This window comes from Inquilinus sp. 2KB_23 (assembly GCF_052115705.1).
Taxonomy (GTDB): Bacteria; Pseudomonadota; Alphaproteobacteria; order DSM-16000; family Inquilinaceae; genus Inquilinus; species Inquilinus ginsengisoli_A.
Window position 1 is genome coordinate 311,483 of the sequence record NZ_JBFRHF010000001.1, and the last position, 20,617, is coordinate 332,099.

15 protein-coding genes are annotated in these 20,617 nt (G+C 70.4%); 6 read left to right on the forward strand and 9 right to left on the reverse strand.

All coding sequences use genetic code 11. The features are described 5' to 3' along the window. The first annotated feature begins 20 nt into the window (after positions 1-20). From AB4112_RS01385 to AB4112_RS01395, 3 genes are all read left to right on the forward strand, one after another. Positions 21-2,483 (forward strand): hybrid sensor histidine kinase/response regulator, encoded by a 2,463-nt coding sequence (locus tag AB4112_RS01385; protein WP_309801470.1) that lies wholly within the window; start codon positions 21-23, stop codon positions 2,481-2,483. A gap of 121 nt (positions 2,484-2,604) precedes the next feature. Further along, positions 2,605-4,683 carry a calcium-binding protein gene (locus tag AB4112_RS01390; RefSeq protein WP_309801471.1) on the forward strand — a complete coding sequence of 693 codons (2,079 nt, stop codon included), beginning with the start codon at positions 2,605-2,607 and terminating at the stop codon, positions 4,681-4,683. A gap of 156 nt (positions 4,684-4,839) precedes the next feature. Then, complete coding sequence (locus tag AB4112_RS01395; protein WP_309801472.1) at positions 4,840-6,450, forward strand: serine hydrolase domain-containing protein; 1,611 nt, start codon at positions 4,840-4,842, stop codon at positions 6,448-6,450. A 92-nt stretch (positions 6,451-6,542) separates the two neighbouring features. Here the strand turns inward: AB4112_RS01395 and lysA are convergent, their stop codons facing one another. From lysA to AB4112_RS01435, 8 genes are read right to left on the reverse strand one after another with little or no spacing between them, the layout of a single operon-like run. Further along, positions 6,543-7,952 carry a diaminopimelate decarboxylase gene (gene lysA, locus AB4112_RS01400; protein WP_309801473.1) on the reverse strand — a complete coding sequence of 470 codons (1,410 nt, stop codon included), beginning with the start codon at positions 7,950-7,952 and terminating at the stop codon, positions 6,543-6,545. Between the two features lie 13 nt (positions 7,953-7,965). Next, on the reverse strand, positions 7,966-9,456 hold the full coding sequence (locus tag AB4112_RS01405) for a M81 family metallopeptidase (protein WP_441716733.1): 1,491 nt from the start codon (positions 9,454-9,456) through the stop codon (positions 7,966-7,968). An 11-nt stretch (positions 9,457-9,467) separates the two neighbouring features. Next, a complete protein-coding gene (locus tag AB4112_RS01410) occupies positions 9,468-10,430 on the reverse strand; it encodes an ABC transporter ATP-binding protein (protein ID WP_309801475.1) in 963 nt (320 codons plus the stop codon). Beyond that, on the reverse strand, positions 10,427-11,380 hold the full coding sequence (locus AB4112_RS01415) for an ABC transporter ATP-binding protein (RefSeq protein ID WP_441716735.1): 954 nt from the start codon (positions 11,378-11,380) through the stop codon (positions 10,427-10,429). The genes AB4112_RS01410 and AB4112_RS01415 overlap by 4 nt, the downstream gene beginning before the upstream one ends. Position 11,381: 1 nt before the next feature. Beyond that, positions 11,382-12,227, reverse strand: coding sequence for an ABC transporter permease (locus AB4112_RS01420; protein WP_309801477.1), 846 nt, complete (start codon positions 12,225-12,227; stop codon positions 11,382-11,384). After that, a complete protein-coding gene (locus tag AB4112_RS01425) occupies positions 12,224-13,153 on the reverse strand; it encodes an ABC transporter permease (RefSeq protein ID WP_309801478.1) in 930 nt (309 codons plus the stop codon). Before AB4112_RS01425 ends, AB4112_RS01420 begins: the two co-directional genes overlap by 4 nt. 23 nt (positions 13,154-13,176) lie before the next feature. Then, complete coding sequence (locus AB4112_RS01430) at positions 13,177-14,763, reverse strand: ABC transporter substrate-binding protein (protein WP_309801479.1); 1,587 nt, start codon at positions 14,761-14,763, stop codon at positions 13,177-13,179. A gap of 41 nt (positions 14,764-14,804) precedes the next feature. Continuing rightward, complete coding sequence (locus AB4112_RS01435) at positions 14,805-15,665, reverse strand: MurR/RpiR family transcriptional regulator (RefSeq protein WP_309801480.1); 861 nt, start codon at positions 15,663-15,665, stop codon at positions 14,805-14,807. Positions 15,666-16,071: 406 nt separating this feature from the next. Here AB4112_RS01435 and AB4112_RS01440 point away from each other — a divergent pair, with 406 nt between their 5' ends. The 3 genes from AB4112_RS01440 to AB4112_RS01450 are packed head-to-tail and all read left to right on the forward strand — an operon-like array spanning position 16,072 to position 19,608. After that, positions 16,072-17,358, forward strand: a complete 1,287-nt coding sequence (locus tag AB4112_RS01440; RefSeq protein WP_441716738.1) for a paraquat-inducible protein A — start codon at positions 16,072-16,074, stop codon at positions 17,356-17,358. Further along, complete coding sequence (locus AB4112_RS01445; RefSeq protein ID WP_441716740.1) at positions 17,351-19,036, forward strand: PqiB family protein; 1,686 nt, start codon at positions 17,351-17,353, stop codon at positions 19,034-19,036. The genes AB4112_RS01440 and AB4112_RS01445 overlap by 8 nt, the downstream gene beginning before the upstream one ends. Further along, the gene (locus AB4112_RS01450) at positions 19,036-19,608 is read left to right on the forward strand and encodes a PqiC family protein (RefSeq protein WP_441716742.1); all 573 of its coding nucleotides are present in this window, start codon (positions 19,036-19,038) and stop codon (positions 19,606-19,608) included. Before AB4112_RS01445 ends, AB4112_RS01450 begins: the two co-directional genes overlap by 1 nt. A gap of 307 nt (positions 19,609-19,915) precedes the next feature. On the opposite strand, the gene AB4112_RS01455 is transcribed toward AB4112_RS01450, so the two are convergent. Further along, positions 19,916-20,455 carry a hypothetical protein gene (locus tag AB4112_RS01455; RefSeq protein ID WP_441716744.1) on the reverse strand — a complete coding sequence of 180 codons (540 nt, stop codon included), beginning with the start codon at positions 20,453-20,455 and terminating at the stop codon, positions 19,916-19,918. Positions 20,456-20,617 lie beyond the last annotated feature (162 nt).

The following is a 20,617-nucleotide window of genomic DNA, read 5'->3' on the forward strand; positions in this document are numbered from 1 at the left end:
GCCGAGAAAGGGCGGATACCATGACGGCGAAGGCGCAGCCGGACGATTTCCTGATCCTCGACGACGACGCGCCCGAGGAGATCCCCAAAGAGGCGTCCGGCCGCGCCGAACCGTGGCGCGTGCTGATCGTCGACGACGACCCCGAGGTGCACCAGATCACCCGGCTGATCCTCGACGGCTTCAGCTTCTCCGGCCGCGGCGTGGCGTTGATCGACGCCTATTCCGCGGCCGAGGCGATGGACATCCTGCGCCGGACCGAGAACGTGGCGCTGGTCCTGCTGGACGTGGTGATGGAGACGGACGACGCCGGGCTGCGATTCGCCCGCTGGATCCGCGGCGTGCTCGGCAACAGCATGGTGCGCATCGTGCTGCGGACCGGGCAGCCGGGCCAGGCGCCGGAGCAGGAGGTGATCGTCGCCTATGACATCAACGACTACAAGGCGAAGACCGAACTGACGCAGACCCGGCTGTTCACCACCCTGGTCGCCGCACTGCGGTCCTATGAGCAGATCCGCACCATCGAGGACGGCCGCAAGACGCTGGCCCAGGCCAATGACGTGCTGGAGCACGCCGTCGCCGAACGCACTGCGGAGCTGCGCGAGAGCGAGCGGCTGCTGCGCGACATCCTCGACCGCAGCCCGATCAGCATCGCCATCTATGGCCGCGACGGGAACTTCCTGTTCGCGAACCAGCGCCATGTCGACCTGTTCGGCCTGGCCGGGCAGACCATGGCACGGCGGAATCCGCGCGGCCTCTACGCCGATCCCGGCGACGCTGCCCGGCTGGAGGCGACGCTGCGCCAGGACGGGCTGGTGCATGATGCCGAGGTCGAGTTCCGCACCGGGGAAGGCGGCCGCTTCTGGGGGCTGCTGTCGCTCGAGCGTATCGCCTTCGAGGGCCAGTCCGGCACCATCGCCTGGACCTACGATATCACCGAACGCCGCCTCGCCGAACAGGTGATGGCCGAAGCGCGCCAGGCGGCGGAGGCCTCGGCCCGGGCCAAATCCGAATTCCTCGCGGTGATGAGCCATGAGATCCGCACGCCGATGAACGGCGTGCTGGGCATGCTGGAGGTGATGGAGCAGTCGCGGCTCGACGAGGGCCAGCGCCAGTCGCTGCAGCTCATCCGCGAATCCGCGCGGTCGCTGCTGCGCATCGTCAACGACATCCTCGACTTCTCGAAGATCGAGGCCGGTCGGCTGGACCTCGAATGGATGCCGGTCTCGATCCGCACCGCGATCGCCGGCCTGGTCGACATGCTGGCCCCGCAGGCGCGCGACAAGGGGCTGGTCCTGACCGCCGCGACCGACCCGACGATTCCGGATCCGGTGCTGGCCGACCCGGTCAGGCTGCGCCAGATCCTGCTGAACCTCGCCGGCAACGCGATCAAGTTCACCGAACGCGGCAGCGTCCGCATCGAGGCCGCGCTGGCCCGGCACGAGGCCGGACGCGCCCGGATCTCGATTGCCGTCATCGACACCGGCATCGGCATCAGCGCGATCGAGCAGGAGCGCCTGTTCCAGCCCTTCTCGCAGGCGGATGCCTCGACCACGCGCCGCTTCGGCGGCACCGGCTTGGGCCTGTCGATCGCGCGGCGGCTGGCGACCATGATGGGCGGCGACATCACGGTGGACAGCGTGCCCGGCCGGGGCGCGACCTTCCGGCTCACGCTCGACCTCGCCGTGGCACAGGCGGAGGATGCGGAGATCGCGCCCGCCCGCGCCGCCACTCTGCCGGCCGCGACCGACATCGACCAGGCGCGCCGGGACGGCCGGCTGGTCCTGGTGGTCGACGACCATCCGGTGAACCGGCAGGTGCTGGTCCGGCAGCTGCAGCTTCTCGGCTACGCCGCCGACACGGCGGCGGACGGGGTGGAGGCGCTGGCGGCCTGGGCTGCGGGCCCCTACGCCCTGGTCCTGACCGACTGCCACATGCCGTCCTTGGATGGCTTCGAGCTGACGCGGCGGATCCGTGAGGCGGAGCGGGCCGGCCGGCGGCGGATTCCAATCGTGGCGGTCACGGCCAATGTGCTGGCCGGCGAGGCCGAGCGCTGCCGCGCCGCGGGAATGGACGACTATGTCGGCAAGCCGGTCCAGCTCGCCCGGCTGCAGGAGGTGCTGCAGCGTTGGTTCCCGTCCGAGGATCCCGGCCGGGGCAGGGCGATCGACCCGGCCGCGCTGTCCGGGCTGTTCGGGGACGATACGGCGACGATCGCCGCCATGCTGGCCGACTTCCTCGTCTCCGCCGAGGCGTCCGCGGCGGCGATCGCCCGGGCGGTCGCCGGCGGGTGGCGCCCGGATGTCGTGGCCGAGGCGCACCGGCTGAAGGGCGCGGCCCGCATCGTCGGCGCGGCGGTTCTGGGCGATGCCGCCGAGGCGCTGGAGAGTGCCGCGGCTGCGGATGCGCCCGACCTGGCCGGACCGGCGCAGCGCGTCGAGGCGGAGATCCGGCGGGTCCAGTCGGACATCGCCGGCCATTCCTGACCGCCGGGGCGATACAGACGATACACATTCACCCGCCCGGCGACATCCGCCGGATACCGGCCGGGCCTAGTTTCCCCTTGGGCCGCCGCATGGGGTGGCCAGCTCATTCAGGGGGAAACTCATGGCCACCATCAACGGCGACGACAACGACAACGTGCTCAACGGCACGACCGAAGGGGATTCGATCTCCGGCAACGGCGGCAACGACCAGATCTTCGGCGATGCGGGCAACGACTTCGTCTTTGCCGGCAACGGCAACGACCTGGTCAATGGCGGTGCCGACAACGACTTCATCGGCGGCGACGGCGGCGACGACACCCTGAACGGCGATGCCGGCAATGATACGCTGCAGGGCAGCGACGGCGCCGACACGCTGAACGGCGGCGACGGCCTCGACACTCTCGAGGGCGGCGCCGGCGCCGACATCCTCAATGGCGGGGCCGGTGTTGACAGCGTCACCTACGCCACGACCTTCGCCGGCGGTGTGACGGTGACGATCGGCGCGGTCGCCTCCGGCGGCGAGGCGCAGGGCGACGTGATCGGCGCCGATATCGAGAACATTGCCGGCACCAATGCCTTCGACGACGTCCTGACCGGATCGGCCGCGGACAACCAGCTGGATGGCTCGGGCGGCAACGACATCCTCTCCGGCCTCGGCGGCGCCGACGTCCTCATCGGCGGCAGCGGCGACGACGACATGACCGGCGGCGCCGGCAACGACGCCATTGAAGGCGATGGTGGCAATGATATTCTCGATGGAGGCGGAGACCTCGACGCCATTTCCGGCGATGCCGGCGACGACTTCGTGCATGGCGGCACCGGAGGCGACACCCTGTACGGCGGCGACGGCATCGACACCGTCACCTATTTCGACAGCACCGCCGGCGTCACCATCAATATGACGACGTTCGTCACGACGGGCGGCGACGCGACAGGCGATTTCGTCTCCGGCTTCGAGGACGTCATCGGCTCGGCCGGCTTCGGCGACGCGCTGACCGGCGATTCCAACGCCAACCGCCTTGTCGGCCTGGGCGGTAACGATACCCTCGACGGCCAGGACGGCCAGGACGTCCTGCTCGGCGGCGACGGGGACGACCTGCTGATCGGCGGCACCGGCGCCGATGTGCTGGACGGCGGCGCCGGCATCGACACCCTCAACTACGGCACCAGCTTCACCCCCACCGGCGTGCGGGTCGATCTCTCATCCGGTTTGGCCGTCGGCGGCGACGCCCAGCGCGACGTGTTCTCCTCGATCGAGAACGTCATAGGCAGCTACGGCTACGCGGATGTGCTGACGGGTGATGCGGGCGCCAACGGCCTGAGCGGCCTGGGCGGCGCCGACGCGCTCTACGGCGGCGGCGGCAACGACGTGCTCGATGGCGGCCTGGGCGCGGATGTGCTGGACGGGGGCATCGGGATCGACACCGCCAGCTATGCCGCCAACACCTTCGCGGTGACGGCGAACCTCGCCACCGGGATCGGAACGGGCGAGGCCCTGGGGGACATCTATGTCGGCATCGAGAACCTGACCGGTGGTCTGGCCGGCGACACCCTGACCGGCGACGCCGGCGCCAACCTGCTGCAGGGGCTGGCGGGCAACGATGTGCTCCGGGGCGGCCTCGGCGCCGATCGGCTCGAAGGCGGCGACGGCACCGATGCCGTGCTGTACAGCGACGGCACGGCCGGCATCGTGGTCAACCTGGCCACCGGCATCGGCACCGGCGGCAGCGCCCAGGGCGACGTCCTGGTCTCGATCGAGAACGTCTACGGCACGGGCTTTGCCGATACGATGCTCGGCAGCGCCGGCGCCAATGGCATGGTCGGCGGCGCCGGCAGCGACCAGCTGTTCGGTATGGGCGGCCAGGACACCCTGATCGGCGGCGACGGTGCGGACCGCTTCGTCTACACCGCGGCCAGCGACAGCACGGTCGCCGCGGCCGACCGCATCACCGATTTCAGCCATGCCCAGACCGATCGCATCGACCTGCACCTGATGGACGCCAACCCGGCGCTGGCCGGCGACCAGGCCTTCAGCTTCATCGGGGCCGGCGCCTTCACCAGCCATGCCGGCGAATTGCGGGCGACCGTGGCCGGGGGCATCACCACCGTCAGCGGCGACATCGACGGCAACGGCACGGCGGATTTCAGCATCGCCCTGACCGGTGCCATCACCCTCACCGCCGGCGACTTCGTGCTCTAAGCGCGGGGGATACTCCGGAAAAGTGCTTCGAGGCCGCTTCCAGGAAGCGGCCTCGAATGCTTTGATCCGGATGGTGTCAGAAAACCGTCTCTGTTTGCCACTAAATCAGAAAACTGCCATTCTCTCGTCCAACAAGCCCGCAGGATGGGAGGTATCATGGCACCCGACGACACCGGTGGTTCGCCCGCCGATCTCTCCGCCCGGATCGATGCGCTGTTTGCGCCCTGGGCGAAGCCGAAGTCTCCCGGCGCGGTGGTGGTGGTGCGGCGCCACGGGCGCGAGATCCATCGCGGCTGCTACGGCCTGGCCCAGCTGCCGCACCGCATCCCGCTGTCCGGCCGCAGCGTCATGCGCATCGCCTCGCAGACCAAGCAGTTCACCGTGCTGCTGGCGCTGATGCTGGAGACCGAGGGCAAGCTGTCGCTGCAGGACGACGTCCGGCGCCATCTGCCCTGGCTGCCGGAATTCCCGCGCAAAGTCACGCTGCAGCACCTCGCCGCCAACGTCTCTGGCCTGCGGGACTATGTCGAGATCATGGAGCTGGGCGGCCAGTCGCCGCTGTCGCCGGCGCCGCGCGCGATGCTGCGCCGGGTCATCCGCGAGCACGGCGGGGTGAACTTCCCGGCCGGCGACGACCTGATCTACTGCAATGCCGGCTTTCTGCTGCTGTACGAGGTGATCGAGCAGGTCGCCGGCCGCAGCTTCAACGAGCTGCTGCGCGACCGGATCACCGGCCCGCTCGGCATGAGCCAGACCCTGCTGCTGAAGCAGGATGACGAGATCGTGCCCCATCTCGCCGACCATCACACCAAGGGGCCGGACGGGGCCTGGCGCCGCGCCTGGGCCGGCGAGGAGGCCAATGGCGATGGCGGCATCGTCTCCTCGGTCGACGACATGCTGATCTGGCTGGCCAATCTGAACGACCCGAAGGTCGGCGGCGCGGAGCTGGCGCGGATGGCCCGGCCGGGCGCCACCATCAACGGCCGGCCCAGCCCTTACGGCCTCGGGCTGGTCACGACAGAGTATCGCGGCCACCGCAGCATCGGCCATGGCGGGGCGATGGCCGGGGCCCGGTCGGAAGGGGTGCGGTTCCCCGATCTCGGCCTCGACATCGTCATCCTGGCGAATACCGACGACATCGCGCCGTTCTCGCTGGCCCGCCGCATCGTCGACGCGGTGCTCGGTCGGCCGCCGGGGCCGCCGCATTCGGCCGAGGCCGGCGCGCACCTGGCCGCAGCCGCCGGCCTGTATCATGACGAGGCGACCGACGACGTCTTCGCCATCGCGCTGAAGGACGGCGTGCCGGTGCTCGGCGGCAATGGCGGCAAGGCGCAGGTCGAGGAGGTCGAGCCGGGGGTGTTCCAGCCCGAACGCGGCATCATCCCGCTGCGCCTCGGCCTGCGGCCGGACGGCGACATCGATGCCGACTGGTTCGGCCGCCGGCGGCACTATCGCCGTCTGCCCGGCATGGCCCCGGCCCTGCCCGCCGATGCCGCCGGCCGCTATGGCGATCCCGCCATCGCGCTGGAGGCCGAGATCGTGCTGGAGGGAGAGACGGCCCGGCTGCGCCTCCGTTCCTCCTTCGCCGTGCTGGACGCGGTGCTGCGGCCAGTGGCGCCCGGCCTGTTGCTGGCCCGCCCAGCGACAGAGGCAGACGGACCCGAGCCGGAGGTCCCGTCCTGGCTCTGCGCCGTGCGGATACTGCCGGATGCGATCGTCATCAACAATGACCGCACCCAGCGGCTGCGGCTGCCGCGCCTGGGATAAGCCCGTAGGTTGGGTTCGCGCTTGCGAACCTAACACTCGCTCTGGCTTCGGCATGTTGGGTTCGCCCCGGGGCGAACCCAACCTACGCATCGTCAGGCGGCCGGCACGTCGTCGCGGACCAAATCCTCGACCGTGTCCGGCCGCCGGATCCAGGCGACGTCGCCGGCGCGGCGCAGCATCACCGCCCCGGCCCGGCGCCGGCCGCAATAGGGGAACATCTGCTCCAGCGCATAGGCGCCGACATCCAGCAGCGCGACGATGTCGCCCGGCGCGGTGGCGGCGGCCAGGCCGCGGTGCCGGGGCAGCCGGACCACCGCGGCCTCCAGCCCGTCATCGTCGGGCCGCGACTGTCGGAGCGCGTCGTAGAGATGCTCGCCCTCGACATCGAAGAAGCAGTCGGCGGAATCGCACAGCGGGCCGACCACGCGGAATGGCGCCTCGGCCTGGCCGACCCGGTTGGCGGTGACCATGTGGAAGTACCAGCGCACCGCCGCGGAATCGATCAGGGTGTGGTAGCCGGCATCCAGGAACAGCCAGGGCTGCGCGCCGCGGTGCTTGATGTTCTCGACCGTGGTCAGCAGCACCGCCGCATCGCCGACGATGGCGCGGCCGGGCTCGAACAGCAGCTCGACATCCGGCCCCAGTTCCTGCGCCGCCTCGGCCGCCACCCGCCCGACCATCGCCGCCGCATCCTCGGCCGCGTCGAACGCCCCCAGTCCCGCGGCGTCGCCATGGACGTAGCGCACCGGATAGCCGCCGCCGAGATTGACATGGCGCAACGGCCGCCCCAGCCAGGCGCCGATCTCCCGCGCCTGCCGGGCCATGAACCGGGTGCCGTCGCGGAAGGCGCCCGCGTCGGCGACCTGCGAGCCGATATGGCAATGCAGGCCGATGACCTCGACCGCGTCGGCGAACTCCGCGGCGATCGCTCGTGCTTCTGGCAGGTCCTCCGGCATCATGCCGAACTTGCTGTCGCTGCCGCCGGTGCGGATGCCGGGCGTGGCGCCGCCCTCGACCCCCGGCACCAGGCGCAGCGCCACCTCGGCCCGCCGGCCCATCGCCCGCGCCGTCTCGCCGATCCGCCGCAGCTCGAACGGGGAATCGACATTGATCGCCTTGATCCCCCGGCCGATCGCCTCGCCGATCTCCGCCACGGTCTTGGCCACGCCGTTGAACACGATGCGGTCCGGCACCACGCCGGCGGCCAGCGCTTTGTACAGCTCGCCGCCGGAATTGACCTCGACGCCCAGCCCTTCGTCGCGCACCGCTGCCAGCACCGCCAGGTTCGAGCAGGCCTTGCTGGCGTAGCAGACCAGGGCGCGGGGATGGCCCGCCTCCGCCGCCTGCCGGAACCGCCGGGCGTTGCCGCGCAGCCGCGCCTCGGAGAAGACGAAGAGCGGCGTGCCATGCGCCCGGGCCAGGGCGACCAGGTCGTGGCCGTCCAGCGTCAGGTGCCCGGCCGCCGCGCCGACGCGCGGCGACACCAACTGAGAGTCGATCATGATGCGGCCCGGGTCACAGGGCCATGTCGCGGTCCAGCGGATAGATCGGCCGCGGCACGTTGTGATAGGGCATCTTCTCGTAGTCCAGGGTGCACAGGGCGCCGCTGTCGCAGACGATGACCTTGCCGGCGATCGGCTCGAACGCCGCCCGGAAATGCTGCATCGACTTCAGCCCGACCACGCGGTGCGCCGCAGGGTCGATGCCGAAGGCGCGGAACTGCTGCAGGTCCAGCATCTGCGACGGTTCGCTGACCACCAGCACGGTGATGCCGTCGACCTGGACCACCGCGGTCGGGCCGAAGCTGAATTCGAGGCCGCCCAGCATCGGGCCATCGCCGACCAGCTTGCCGTCGCTGGTCCACAGCAGCGTCGCCGCCACCGCCAGCGGGCCGCCGCCGAAGCGCGGGTCGGTCTTGCCGCCCAGGCGCAGCTGCAGCGTTTCGCCGGCCTTGGCCCCGTGCAACTGCTGCACCGTCTCGGGGTCGACGATCGGGCCGAAGCAGGCCTTGTCAATGCCGGCCTGCAGCAGGGCGCCCAGCAGGGTGGTGGCGTCGCCATAGCCGCCGGCGCCGGGGTTGTCGGCGTAGTCGGCGACGATCAGCGGCTTGTCGTCATGCCAGCCGCGGGCGATCGCCGCCGCCTTGGCCACCGTGTGATAGGTGTTCAGCACGTCGAAGCGGGCGTCCCAGATCTTGTCGGCGATGCCTTCGGCGAAGGCGCGGTGCGGCGCCTCATCCCCCTGATAGGTCACCAGCACGGTCGGCCCGACCTCGGGGATGTCGGCGTTGGGGAAGGCGCCGTTGATGCTGACGGCGAAGGCGTCGCCCTGGCCTTCATAGGCCCGGGCCTCGGCGATCCAGCCGACCATCGGCCCGACATCGGTGCGGCCGGCATTGATCTCCTCCAGCATCGGCCGGCGGACCAGCAGGGTCTTCGGCCGGATCTCGCCGGCCATGGTCCGCTGCAGCACCTCGCCGGCATGTCGCGCGATCTCGCGCATGTCGATGTGGGGATAGGTCTTGTAGGAGATGATGATGTCGGCGTGCCGGCACATCTTCGCCGTGACATTGGCGTGCGGATCCAGGGTGATCGCGATCGGCAGGCCGGGGCCGATGACGTCGCGCAGCCGTTCCAGCAGCTCGCCCTCGCCGTCCGGCGAGAAGTCGGTGACCATGGCGCCGTGCAGGGCCAGCAGGATCCCGTCCAGCGCCCCCTTCGCCTCGGCCGCCGCGCGCACGATGGCGCCGCCCAGCCGGTCGAAGGCATCGCGGGTCACGGGGCCGGCCGGCTCGGCCGCGGCGCTCAGCACATGCCGCAGGGTCCAGCCATGCTGGCGGGCAACGTCGCGGAAGCCGGCGATGCCGGTGTTGGCGTCGCCCAGGGCGCGGATGGCGTCCTCGCCGAAATACAACTCGCGCCGGGCGAAGGCGTCGTAGTCGGTCGGGTGGACGTTGAAGGTGTTGGTCTCATGCGCGAATTCGGCGGTCAGGACGCGGAAGGTCATGGTTGCTCCCTTCAGATCAGGGGGTGATGGCAGGCCGCCTGCTGTCCGCTGGCGGTGTCGCCGGAGACAGGGGCCAGCGCGGGCAGGGTGTGACGGCACAGATCGGTGGCGCGGGGGCAGCGGGCGGCGAAGGCGCAGCCCGGCGGCGGGTCCCAGCCGCTCGGGATCTCGCCCGACAGCCGGGTGATGTGTCGGCGGCGGCGCGGATCGGGCTCGAAGGTGCTGTCCAGCAGCGCCCGGGTGTAGGGATGCGCCGGCTCCGCCCCGCTCGGCAGCATCTCGACGATGCGGCCGAGATACATCACCAGGATCCGGTCGCAGAAATAGCGGACCAGGCCGAGGTCGTGCGAGATGAACAGATAGGTCAGCCCCAGCTCGCGCCGCAGCCGGTCCAACAGGCCGATGATCTGGGCCTGCACCGACACGTCCAGCGACGCGGTCGGTTCGTCCAGCACCACCAGCGACGGCCGCAGCGCCAGGGCGCGGGCGATGCCCACCCGCTGCTTCTGCCCGCCGGACAGCTGGTGCGGATAGGCGCGGGCCAGGGCCGGGCTCAGCCCCACCATCTCCAGCAGGCCGGCGACGGTGGCGTCACCCTCCGCCGGCGGGAGGCGCTGGACGCGGAACGGCTCCAGCAGCGCGTCGCGCACGGAATAGCGCGGGTCGATCGACGAATACGGGTCCTGGAACACCAGCTGCATCCGGCGCCGCAGCCGCCGCAGCTCGCCCCGCTTCAGGCCGCGGATGTCCTGGCCATCGAAGCGGATGCTGCCCTCGCTTGGCGGGATCAGCCGCAGCACCAGCCGCGCCAGGGTGGACTTGCCGCAGCCGGATTCGCCGACGATGCCGACCACGCCGCCGTGCGGCACCGAGAACGAGACGTCGCTGACGGCATGGAACACGCGGCGCCGGCGGAACAGCCCGCCGCCGGCGAAGCGCCGGCCCAGGCCGGTGACGGTCAGGAGTGCGCTCATGCCGCCTCCGCCAGGTGGCAGGCCGCGCCGTGGCCGTCGAGCGCGCCGCCCAGCAGCGGCATGTCTTCGCGGCAGCGGTCGGAGGCGCGGGGGCAGCGCGGGTGGAAGCGGCAGCCGGGCGGGTGGTCGGCGGCGCCGGGCACGATGCCGGGAATGCCGCTCAGGCTGCCGCGCGGCGTGTCCGCGCGCGGGATGCAGCGGATCAGCGCCTGGGTGTAGGGGTGGCGGGGCTGGCCGAAGATGGCGTCGACCGGAGCGCGCTCGACCACCCGGCCGCAATACATCACCGCCACCCGGTCGCAGGTCTGGGCCACCACGCCCATGTCATGGGTGATCAGCACCAGCGCCAGGCCGCGGTCGCGCACCAGCTCGACCAGGATCTGCACGATCTGGGCCTGCACCGTGACGTCCAGCGCGGTGGTCGGCTCGTCCGCCACCAGCAGCTCGGGGTCGCCGGCCAGGGCCATGGCGATGACGATGCGCTGCTTCATGCCGCCCGACAGCTGGTGCGGGTACAGCGCGTACACCGCCGCCGGGTCGGGGATGCGCAGATCGGCCAGAAGTTCCAGGCTGCGGGCGCGGGCGGCGCGCCGGTCCAGCCCGAGATGCAGCCGGGCCGACTGGTCGATCTGCGGCCCGACCCGCATCATCGGGTCCAGCGAGGTCATCGGGTTCTGGGTGATCAGCGCCATGCGGCCGCCGCGCAGCCGGCGCAGCCGCCGCTCCGGCAGGCCCACCAGCTCCTGCCCGTCGAAGCGGATATGCCCGGCCTCGATGCGGCCGCCGATCCGGGGCAGCAGCCCCATCACCGCCAGCGCGGTCAGCGACTTGCCGGACCCGGACTCGCCGACCACGCCCAGGATCTGGCCGCGGTCGACGCCGAAGCCGACATCGTCCACCGGGGCCAGGGTGCCGATGCCGATGCGCAAGCCCTCCACGGTCAGCAGCATCTCAGGCCTCCCGCAGCCGGGTGCGGATGTCCAGCGCCGCGATCAGGGCGTCGCCAAACAGGTTGAGGAACACCACAGTCAGGGCCACGGCCAGGCCGGGCAGCAGGATCACCCAGGGCGCGATGAACAGCTGGGCCGACCCGGCGGACATCATCGCGCCCCAGCTCGGCGTCGGCGGCTGGGCGCCGAGGCCGAAGAAGCCCAGCGTCGCCTCCAGGATGATGGCGTCGCCGGTGGCCAGCATCGCCGCCACCAGCACCGGCGCCAGGGCGTTGGGCAGCAGATGGGCGAACAGCACATGGGCGTGGCCGGCGCCGAGATTGACCGTGGCCTCGACATAGGTCTCGCTTTTCAGCGACAGCACCTGGGTCCGGGTCAGCCGGGTGAACTGGGCGAGGTAGGCGATGGCGATGGCCAGCAGCACGCCCTGCAGCCCTGGCCCGATGATCGCCACCAGGATCAGGGCGATCAGGATCTCCGGGAACGACCAGGTCAGGTCGACCGCCACCATCACCGCGCGGTCGAAGGCGCCGCCGAAATAGCCGCAGGCGGCGCCCAGCACCAGGCCCAGCAGCACCGAGACGCCGATCGCGGTGACGCTGACCGACAGCGAGGTGCGGGCGCCATTCAGGATGCGCGACAGCACGTCCCGGCCCAGCTCGTCGGTGCCCAGCAGGTGTTCGGCTGAGGGCGGTTGGTTGACGATCGACAGCTCCTGCTGGTCGTAGGGATAGGGCGCCAGCCAGGGGGCGAACACGGCGCCGGCCACCAGCAGCATCAGGTACAGCCCGGCGATGCCGCCCTTGACGGTCGACAGGGCGGAGAGGAGGGCAGGGCGCCGGGTCATGACGGCCGCCCCTCGCGCTGGCGCGGATCCATCGCCGCCTGGACGATGTCACCCAAGAGCGTGCCCAGGATCACCGCCATCGCCAGCATCAGCAGGCAGCCCTGCACCAGGGGATAGTCGCGCTGGTTCAGGGCGCGGATCAGCAGCGACCCCAGGCCGGGCCGGGCGAAGACGTATTCGATGGCGACCGCGCCGCCCAGGATCCAGCCGATGCGCAGCCCCAGCACCGTCACCACCGGCAGCATGGCGTGGCGCAGCACATGGCGCAGCTGGATGGTCCAGGGCGGCACGCCCTTGGCGTGCAGCAGCAGCACGAAATCCTGGCGCGACGCCTCGATCATCGCCACCCGGGTCACCCGCGCCACCAGGGCGATGCCGCCGGCGCCGGCGGCGATCACCGGCAGGATCAGCGAGCTCCAGCCGCGGGCGCCGGACACCGGCACCCAGCCCAGCGACACGGCGAAGACCAGGATCAGCAGCAGCCCCAGCCAGAAGCCGGGGACGGTGGACCCCAGCAGGATAAGGCCGGTGACGCCGTCGTCCAGCCAGCTGCGGTGGAAGCTGGCCGCCAGCGCCCCGGCGGCCACGCCGACCAGGGTCGAGAAGGCCAGCGCCAGCCCGCCCAGGGCCAGGCTGTAGGGCAGGTTCTGGCCGATCAGCTCCGCGACCGGCCGGCGCTGGATGATGGCGGTGCCCAGGTCGCCGGTCAGCAGCCGCCCCATCCACACCAGGTACTGCTCGGCCAGGCTGCGGTCGAGGCCGTACTTTGCCTCGATCTGGGCCCGCTGCGCCGGGGTCGACCCGACCCGCATCAGGTTGTCGATCGGGTCGCCCGGGACCAGGTGGATGATCAGGAACACCACCAGCGACACCACCAGGAAGACCGGCACCATCAGCACCAGCCGCCGCAGCACGAAGGCGATCATGTCGGTCTCCCGCCCTGCCGAAGCTACTCGGCGACCTTGAGGTCGACGATGGTCTGCTGGCTCAGCTGCGGGCCGCGGATCACGCCGGGCACCTGCAGCCGCGCCTTGTTGAAGGCGACGTTCTGGGCCGGCTCGTAGATCGGGGCAAACACGAACTGGCTCAGCAGGTACTCGTGGTACTTGCGGAAATTGGCCTCCCGCTCCGCCCCGGTGCGGGACTGGTGCATGGCGACCTCGTTCAGCTCCTCCGACTTCGGGTCGTTCCACATCGCCACATTCGGGTAGAACAGGCGCTTGCCGCTGAAGCACCAGTCCAGGATGTCGGCGTTGTTCCAGCCATAGGTGGCGATCACCAGCTGGTGCTCGCCCTTCTTGTACTGGTCGCGGATGGTGCTGGTGTCGAAGACGGTGATCGCGGCGTCCATGCCGATGGCCTTCAGCTGGGCCTGGACGATCTCGGCGATGCGCTTGTATTCGGTCTCCGCCCGGGTCCACAGCTTGACCGACAGGGGCTTGCCGTCCTTGACCCGGATGCCGTCGTCGCCGCGCACCCAGCCGGCCTCGTCGAGGATCTGGTTGGCCTTGGCCGCGTCGTAGCGGATCTCGACCTTGGGATCGACCTTGGATTCCGGCAGCGACGCGATCAGGAACTGGTGCGCCTCGGTGCCGATGCCGTTGTAGACGGTCTTCAGGATCGCGGCCTGGTCGATGGCCAGCGCCGTGGCCTGCCGCACCCGGATGTCGGTGAAGGGCTCGGCCTGGGTGTTGATTGGCATGTAGGTGGTGCCGAAGCCCGGCTGGGTGCGGAAGTCGATGTCCGGTTCGGATTTCAGCTGCGACAGGTAGTCGGTCGGCAGGTCCAGCAGCATGTCGACGCCGCCGGTCTTCAGCTCCAGGAAGGCGGTCGACTGGTCCGGGATCTCGCGCAGCGTCAGCCGCCCGATATGCGGTGGGCCCTGGTTCTCCGAGAGGTCGCTGCCCCAGGCGTAGTCGTCGTTGCGGACCAGCACGGTTTCCTGGCCGACAGTGAAGCTCTCCAGCTTGTAGGGGCCGGTGCCCACCGCCTCGGTCACGCCATAGCTGTCGCCGGCCGCGTCGAACGCCTTCGGGCTGGGGATGCTCATGAAGGTGCTGGCCAGGTTGTAGATCAGGTTCGGCTCCGGCCGCTTCATCACGAAGCGCACGGTGTAGTCGTCCACCGCCTCGACATGGTCGATGGCGTCGATCATGAATTCGTTCTCGGTGCCTTTGTATTTCGGGATCCACCACACGATGGTCTGGGCGTTGAACGGCTCGCCATCGGTGAACTTGACGCCCTGGCGCAGCTTGAAGGTCCATGCCATGCCGTCCGAGGTGCTTTCCCAGGACGTGGCGAGGTGGGGGTGGAAGGACTGGTCGGCGTCCTGCTCGACCAGCCGGTCATAGATCAGCGCCGCCCCGGTGTTCAGGATCGCGCCGCGGATGGGGTCGTAGTTCGGCACCCCGGCCTCGGCGCTGCTCAGCACGATCACCGCATCCTGTGCCGCCGCCGGCCGCAGCGGCAGCATCGCCGCGAGAGCAAGGCCCAGCACTCCGGCCAGGCGGACTCCGCCTGTCGTCAGTCCCGTCATCTCTGCCTCCGTGTTTTGGTCTTTTGTCGTGGCCGGCCGCGTCAGCGGTCGGGAATGCGGCCGACATGGCCGATGAAGTCGTTGTAAAGCTCGGCCATCCGGTTCAGCCGTTCCTCCACCTCGGGCCCGAGCTCGGCGAAGATGCCGTTCAGCAGCAGCTGGATCAGCGACACCATCGGTGCCGTCGAATCCCAGAACAGGTTGATCTCGGTCGGCACTGCGAACACCTCGGTGGCGCAGTCATGCCCCCAGTCGCAGAACTGGTCGGTGACCAGCGTGACCGGCATGCCCGCATCCCGCGCCCGGCGCGCCAGCAGCGGCGCCTGCTGCGAATAGCGGCGGGCGTCGAACAGCACCAGCGCGGCCCCTTCGGCGTCGGTCAGCAGCACCTCGGCGAAGTTGCCGGAGGACAGGTCGACCAGATGCACCCCGTCGCGCAGGTAGCGCAGCTGATGCACCATGATCGCGGCGATGCCGCGTTCGGTCTGGAAGCCGGCGACGAAGATCCGCGGCACGGTCGCCAGCCGCTGCACCACCGTCTTCCATTGCGGTGTCTGGGCCAGCTCGTAGACCCGGACGATGGCGGCGATCTCCAGATCCAGGCTGCGCGCCAGGTCGCCGCCGCCGGTCCGGCTGCGGGCCTGGAACTCGCGCAGCCGGTCGCCGATCAGCCAGGGGCTGTCGCCGATGTCGGATTTCAGGTCGGCCTTCAGGTCCTTGAAGTGCTGGTAGCCGACCGAGCGGCAGAAGCGGCCGACGGTCAGTTCGCTGACGCCGACCTTGCGGGCGATGGTGGCCGAGGTCTCGAACGGCAGCTCGCTCAGATTGGCCAGCATGTAGGTGGCGATCGCGCGCCCCGCGGCCGTCCCGTCCTCCAGGCTTTCGGTCAGTCTCTGGCGCACCGATCCGGTCACTGAAACCCCCTGTTTGGTAAAGACTGTCAGCTTTCTGATTTGTGTGCAACAGATGTCTTGTTTCTGACATCAGAAAGGCACGCCATCTCTGCCAGGGAATAGCACGAGGGTGATGCGCCAGATGGTCGGCCTCTCGGCCGTGGCCGGAGCGGAGCCGGCCTGACCCTGGTCAGGATCCTCGCCGCGCAGTTCCAGCAGCTCATGGCGAGGCCCGGCCCAAAGGCCAGGCGATGGAGGGTGAAGATCGTGCCGTCGGTCGCGACGGCCCCGGCCAAAAAAGACCGGGAATCAATCATCTTGTGTTTCGCCCGGCGGGTCTTAGCCCATAAAGTCGCGGGGCCGTCCTGCCGCTGCGGGAGGGGATGGCGCCGGCAAGGCCAATCGAGATGAACCGTTGAGCGATATCGCGGCGACGCGGACCGGGCCGACCGACCCCGGGGCCGGCCGGCTGATGGAATGCCATGAATGCGGGCTGCGGCACGACGTGCCGGCGCTGCCGGACGGCACCGCCGCGCGCTGCAGCCGCTGCGGCGCCACCCTGCATAAGTTCCGCGCCACCTCGCTCGACCACGCCTTCGCCTACACCTGCGCCGGGCTGGTGTTCTTCCTGATGGCGAATCTCCTGCCCTTCATCTCGCTGGAGATCTCGGGCCGGATCCAGGCGGCCAGCCTGGTCACCGGCGTCGTCACCCTGTACCGGCAGGGATTGTGGGAGCTGGCGGCGGTGGTGGCGCTGACCATGTTCGTCGCCCCCGGGCTGCGGCTGGGCACGCTGGCCCTGGTGCTGGGCGGCTTGCGCCTGAAGCGGCCGCCGCGCTGGCTGCCGCGCCTCTATCGCTGGGCCGAACTGCTTGGCCCCTGGGCGATGATGGAGGTTTACCTGCTGGGCGTCTTCGTCGCCTATGTGAAGCTGATCGACCTCGCCACGGTCGACATCGGCCCCGGCCTCTATTCGGTCGGGGCGCTGATGCTGGCGATCATCGCCGCCGGCACCTCGCTCGACAACCAGACGGTGTGGCGGGAGTTCGAACGGCGCGGGCTGGTGCCGACGCCGCCGGCGGCCGACCCGGCCCGGCCGGCGCGGCTGTGCCATGCCTGCGGCCTGGTCTCGAACGTGACGCCGGGCGCCCATGCCGGTTGTCCGCGCTGCGGCGCCGCGCTGCACCGCCGCAAGCCCGACAGCCTGACCCGGACCTGGGCGCTGGTCATCACCGCCATCATCCTCTACATCCCCGCCAACATCCTGCCTGTCATGACGGTGATCTCGCTCGGCAGCGGGGCGCCGGACACGATCATGAGCGGGGTGATCGAACTGGCTGATTCCGGGATGTGGCCGCTGGCGGCGCTGGTGTTCTTCGCCTCGATCACCGTGCCGGTGCTGAAGCTGGCCGGGCTGATCACCCTCCTGGTCACCACCCGGCGCGGCACAAGGCGGCGGCTGCAGGACCGCACGGTGCTGTACCGCATCGTCGAGGCGGTGGGGCGCTGGTCGATGATCGACATCTTCATGATCTCGATCCTGGTCGCGCTGGTGCAGCTGGGGCAGATCGCGACGATCGAGCCCGGCATCGGGGCCGTGTCCTTCGCCGCCGTGGTGATCATCACCATGATCGCGGCCATGAGTTTCGATCCGCGCCTGATGTGGGACGCGGCGGGAGAGAACAGTGCCGACCATGACTGAGACCAGCGGCCTCCCGCCGGCCGCCCCCCGCATCGACCGCAAGCGCCGGCTGTCGCCGATCTGGCTGATCCCGATCGTGGCGGTGCTGATCGCCGGCTATCTCGGCTGGATCACCTTCTCCAGCCAGGGGCCGACCATCACCATCAGCTTCCAGGCCGCGGACGGGCTTGAGGCGGGCAAGACCCTGATCAAGCACAAGGAGGTGGTGTTCGGCACGGTCAAGACCATCGCCCTGTCGGAGGATCTGAGCCATGTCGAGGTCACCGCCGAGATGACCCAGGCGGCGGCGCCGCACCTGAACCAGGACACCCGGTTCTGGGTGGTGCGGCCGCGGCTGTCGGCCAGCGGCGGGCTGACCGGCTTCTCCACCATCGTCTCCGGCTCCTATATCGAGCTCGACCCCGGCAAGGGCGAAAGCCGCCGGGCCTTCACCGGGCTGGAGGATCCGCCGGTGGTGCGGGCGGACGTGCCGGGCAGCGAATTCCTGCTGAAGGCCGACCGCATCGGCTCGGTCGGCCCCGGCTCGCCGATCTTCTACCGCGACGTCCAGGTCGGCCAGATCATGGGCTTCGACGCCGACGACCTGGCCAACGGCGTCACCATCCACGCCTTCGTCCGCGCGCCGTTCGACGCCCAGGTCCATGACGGGACGAATTTCTGGAACGCCTCCGGCATCTCGATCGGCGCCGGGGCGCAGGGCCTGAAGATCCAGCTCGAATCGCTGACGGCGGTGCTGGCCGGGGGCATCGCCTTCGACACCCCCGACGCCGCCCGCGCCGGCGGGCGGGCCAAGTCCGGCAGGACCTTCACCCTGTACAAGGACGAGGCCAGCGTCGAGGAGGCCGAATACACCGTCCGGCTGCCCTACCTCCTGTATTTCGACGGCTCGGTCGGCGGGCTGGAGCCGGGGGCCAATGTCGAATGGCGCGGCATCAAGGTCGGGCGGGTGTCCGAGGTCCGGCTGCAATACGACGCGGCGCAGAACCGGATGCGGATCCCGGTGCTGGTCGAGCTGGAGCCGCAGCGCATCGAGATGATCGGGGCCAAGCCCGGCCTCGGCCCGAAGGAATACACCGATCAGGTGAAGGCCCTGGTGGGCCGCGGCCTGCGGGCGCAGCTGAAGAACGGCAACCTGCTGACCGGCCAGCTGATCGTCACGCTGGACATCTTCCCCGACACCTACCCGCAGACCGTCGGCGAGGGCGACCGCTATCCGATCCTGCCGACCGTCCAGGGCCAGTTCGACAGCGTCATGCGCTCGGCCAGCGCCATCCTCGACAAGATCTCGGCGCTGCCGATCGACCAGCTGGTCGACCAGACCAACGCCACGCTGAAGACCCTCCAGTCCCTGGCGGCCTCGCCGGAGATCACGGAGTCGCTGCGCTCGCTGGCCGGGGCCCTGTCCTCGACCCAGCAGCTGCTGGGCCAGGCCAACACCAATCTCGGCCCGACGCTGCAGCAGCTGCCGCCGCTGCTGGCCGCGGCGCAGCAGGCGGTGCGGCGGCTCGGCGGCACGCTGGGGTCGGACGGCTACGGCGCCGATTCCGGCTTCAAGCGCGACCTCACCCGGCTGATGGGCCAGGTCGAGGACACGCTGCGCTCGATCCGCGTCCTCACCGACTATCTCGAGCAGCACCCCGAGGCGCTGATCCGGGGCAAGACCGAAGGGTTGAACTGATGCGTGCTCTGCCGCTGTCCCACCGCGCCTTCGCCGCCTGCCTGCTGGCGGCGGTGGCGGCCTGTTCCTCGACGCCGCCCAAGGTCTACACCCTGGCGGCCGCGCCGGGCGTCTCGGCCCCGGGGCGGCCGGTGACGGCGTCGGTGGCGGCGGTCGAGGTGCCGAAATACCTCGACCGGCCGCAGATCGTCACCCGCTCGGGCGCGGTCGAGCTCGGCGTCGCCGAATTCGAGCGCTGGGGCGAGCCCTTGGCCAACATGGTGCAGCGGGTGCTGGCCGACGACCTGACCCGGCGGCTGCCGGCGGGATCGGTCATCACCACCAGCCGCACCCTGTCGGGCGACGAGGACCTGACGGTCGAGCTGGCGCTCAGCCGCTTCGACCCTGAGGCCGACGGCACCATCGTGCTCGAGGCGCAATGGCGCCTGCGCCACAAGGCGCGCGGCAAGCCGGTGACCGAGACCGCCCGCATCACCCGCCGCCCGGCGGACCAGAGCACCGCGGCCGAGGTCCAGGCGATGAGCGACGCCCTCGGCGAACTCGCCGACCGCATCGCCGGCAAGCTGCGGTAGCGGGGCGGTCCGGCGCCAGCGCAGCCTCCACTCCATCACGACGAGGGCTCCTTTCCAGATCCGAGGGCAGGCACGAAACAATGTGAGTCCCCCCTCCCCTTGCGGGAGGGGGTTGGGGGAGGGGGTGTCGCAGCCAGAGCCGGTACCGGCATGACGCAAGTCGGATCCTGAAGGCCCATTCGCGTGCGGACGCGCACAGACCCCTCCCCCTAACCCCCTCCCGCAAGGGGAGGGGGGACAAGGAAGGTGCTGCCGGTCGAGCGGATAGAGGTCGAGCGGATGGAATGAGCGCAACCATCCTGCCGGCTCAGCTGCTGTCCGGCGACGGCTTCCGGGCCGGCGGGGTCGGCGGGCCGGCCTCATCCCGGTCGGCGACATCGATGGGCTCGGGCGCTTCGGGGGGCGGGTCGTCGAGCGGTTCGGCCGCCTCGTCCTCGGCAACGGCGGCGTCCCAGCCCTGCGGCAGGCGGCTGGGCTCGCGGCCGTGCCGGCGACAGATCCGCGTCACGATCTCCCCGATCGGCAGGGTGTCGAGCTCGACGTCCAGGACCTCGGTCTCGGTCAGGCTCTCCCGCGGCTCGGCGACCGGGCGCTCGGCGCCCTTGGAACCATCCCCGGCCGGCCGCTCCGGCCCCAACGCCTCGGCCACGGCGCGGGCGACCTGCGCCCGCCGCCGCTGCCGGCGCTCCTGGATCTCGACGGCGGCTTTCTCCGCCGCGTCCTTGCGGGTCCGGTAGGCCTCGCGGATGCGTTCGGTCATGGCGATGGTCAGGCGGACGGCACGGGCGATGCGGGCCTGGGACAGCGCGAAGTCGATCACCGGCGGCTCGAACCGGTTCCCGGCCACGATGTGCTGGCCTTCGAGCCGGCGGCAGCGCGCATGTCGATGTCGACCAGCTCGCGCAGCGTGCCCACACCCACACCGTCCACTCCCGGTCGGGGTCGACCGGCGGGGTCTCGGCAGGGGCGGCGTCGATCGGCGCGTTGTTCATGGAACAGATCATGAACA

Coding starts and splice junctions, on each gene's coding strand:
- AB4112_RS01385 (WP_309801470.1), top strand. CDS start 21: ATGACGGCGAAGGCGCAGCCGGACGATTTCCTGATCCTCGACGACGAC.
- AB4112_RS01390 (WP_309801471.1), top strand. CDS start 2,605: ATGGCCACCATCAACGGCGACGACAACGACAACGTGCTCAACGGCACG.
- AB4112_RS01395 (WP_309801472.1), top strand. CDS start 4,840: ATGGCACCCGACGACACCGGTGGTTCGCCCGCCGATCTCTCCGCCCGG.
- lysA (WP_309801473.1), bottom strand. CDS start 7,952: ATGATCGACTCTCAGTTGGTGTCGCCGCGCGTCGGCGCGGCGGCCGGG.
- AB4112_RS01405 (WP_441716733.1), bottom strand. CDS start 9,456: ATGACCTTCCGCGTCCTGACCGCCGAATTCGCGCATGAGACCAACACC.
- AB4112_RS01410 (WP_309801475.1), bottom strand. CDS start 10,430: ATGAGCGCACTCCTGACCGTCACCGGCCTGGGCCGGCGCTTCGCCGGC.
- AB4112_RS01415 (WP_441716735.1), bottom strand. CDS start 11,380: ATGCTGCTGACCGTGGAGGGCTTGCGCATCGGCATCGGCACCCTGGCC.
- AB4112_RS01420 (WP_309801477.1), bottom strand. CDS start 12,227: ATGACCCGGCGCCCTGCCCTCCTCTCCGCCCTGTCGACCGTCAAGGGC.
- AB4112_RS01425 (WP_309801478.1), bottom strand. CDS start 13,153: ATGATCGCCTTCGTGCTGCGGCGGCTGGTGCTGATGGTGCCGGTCTTC.
- AB4112_RS01430 (WP_309801479.1), bottom strand. CDS start 14,763: ATGACGGGACTGACGACAGGCGGAGTCCGCCTGGCCGGAGTGCTGGGC.
- AB4112_RS01445 (WP_441716740.1), top strand. CDS start 17,351: ATGACTGAGACCAGCGGCCTCCCGCCGGCCGCCCCCCGCATCGACCGC.
- AB4112_RS01450 (WP_441716742.1), top strand. CDS start 19,036: ATGCGTGCTCTGCCGCTGTCCCACCGCGCCTTCGCCGCCTGCCTGCTG.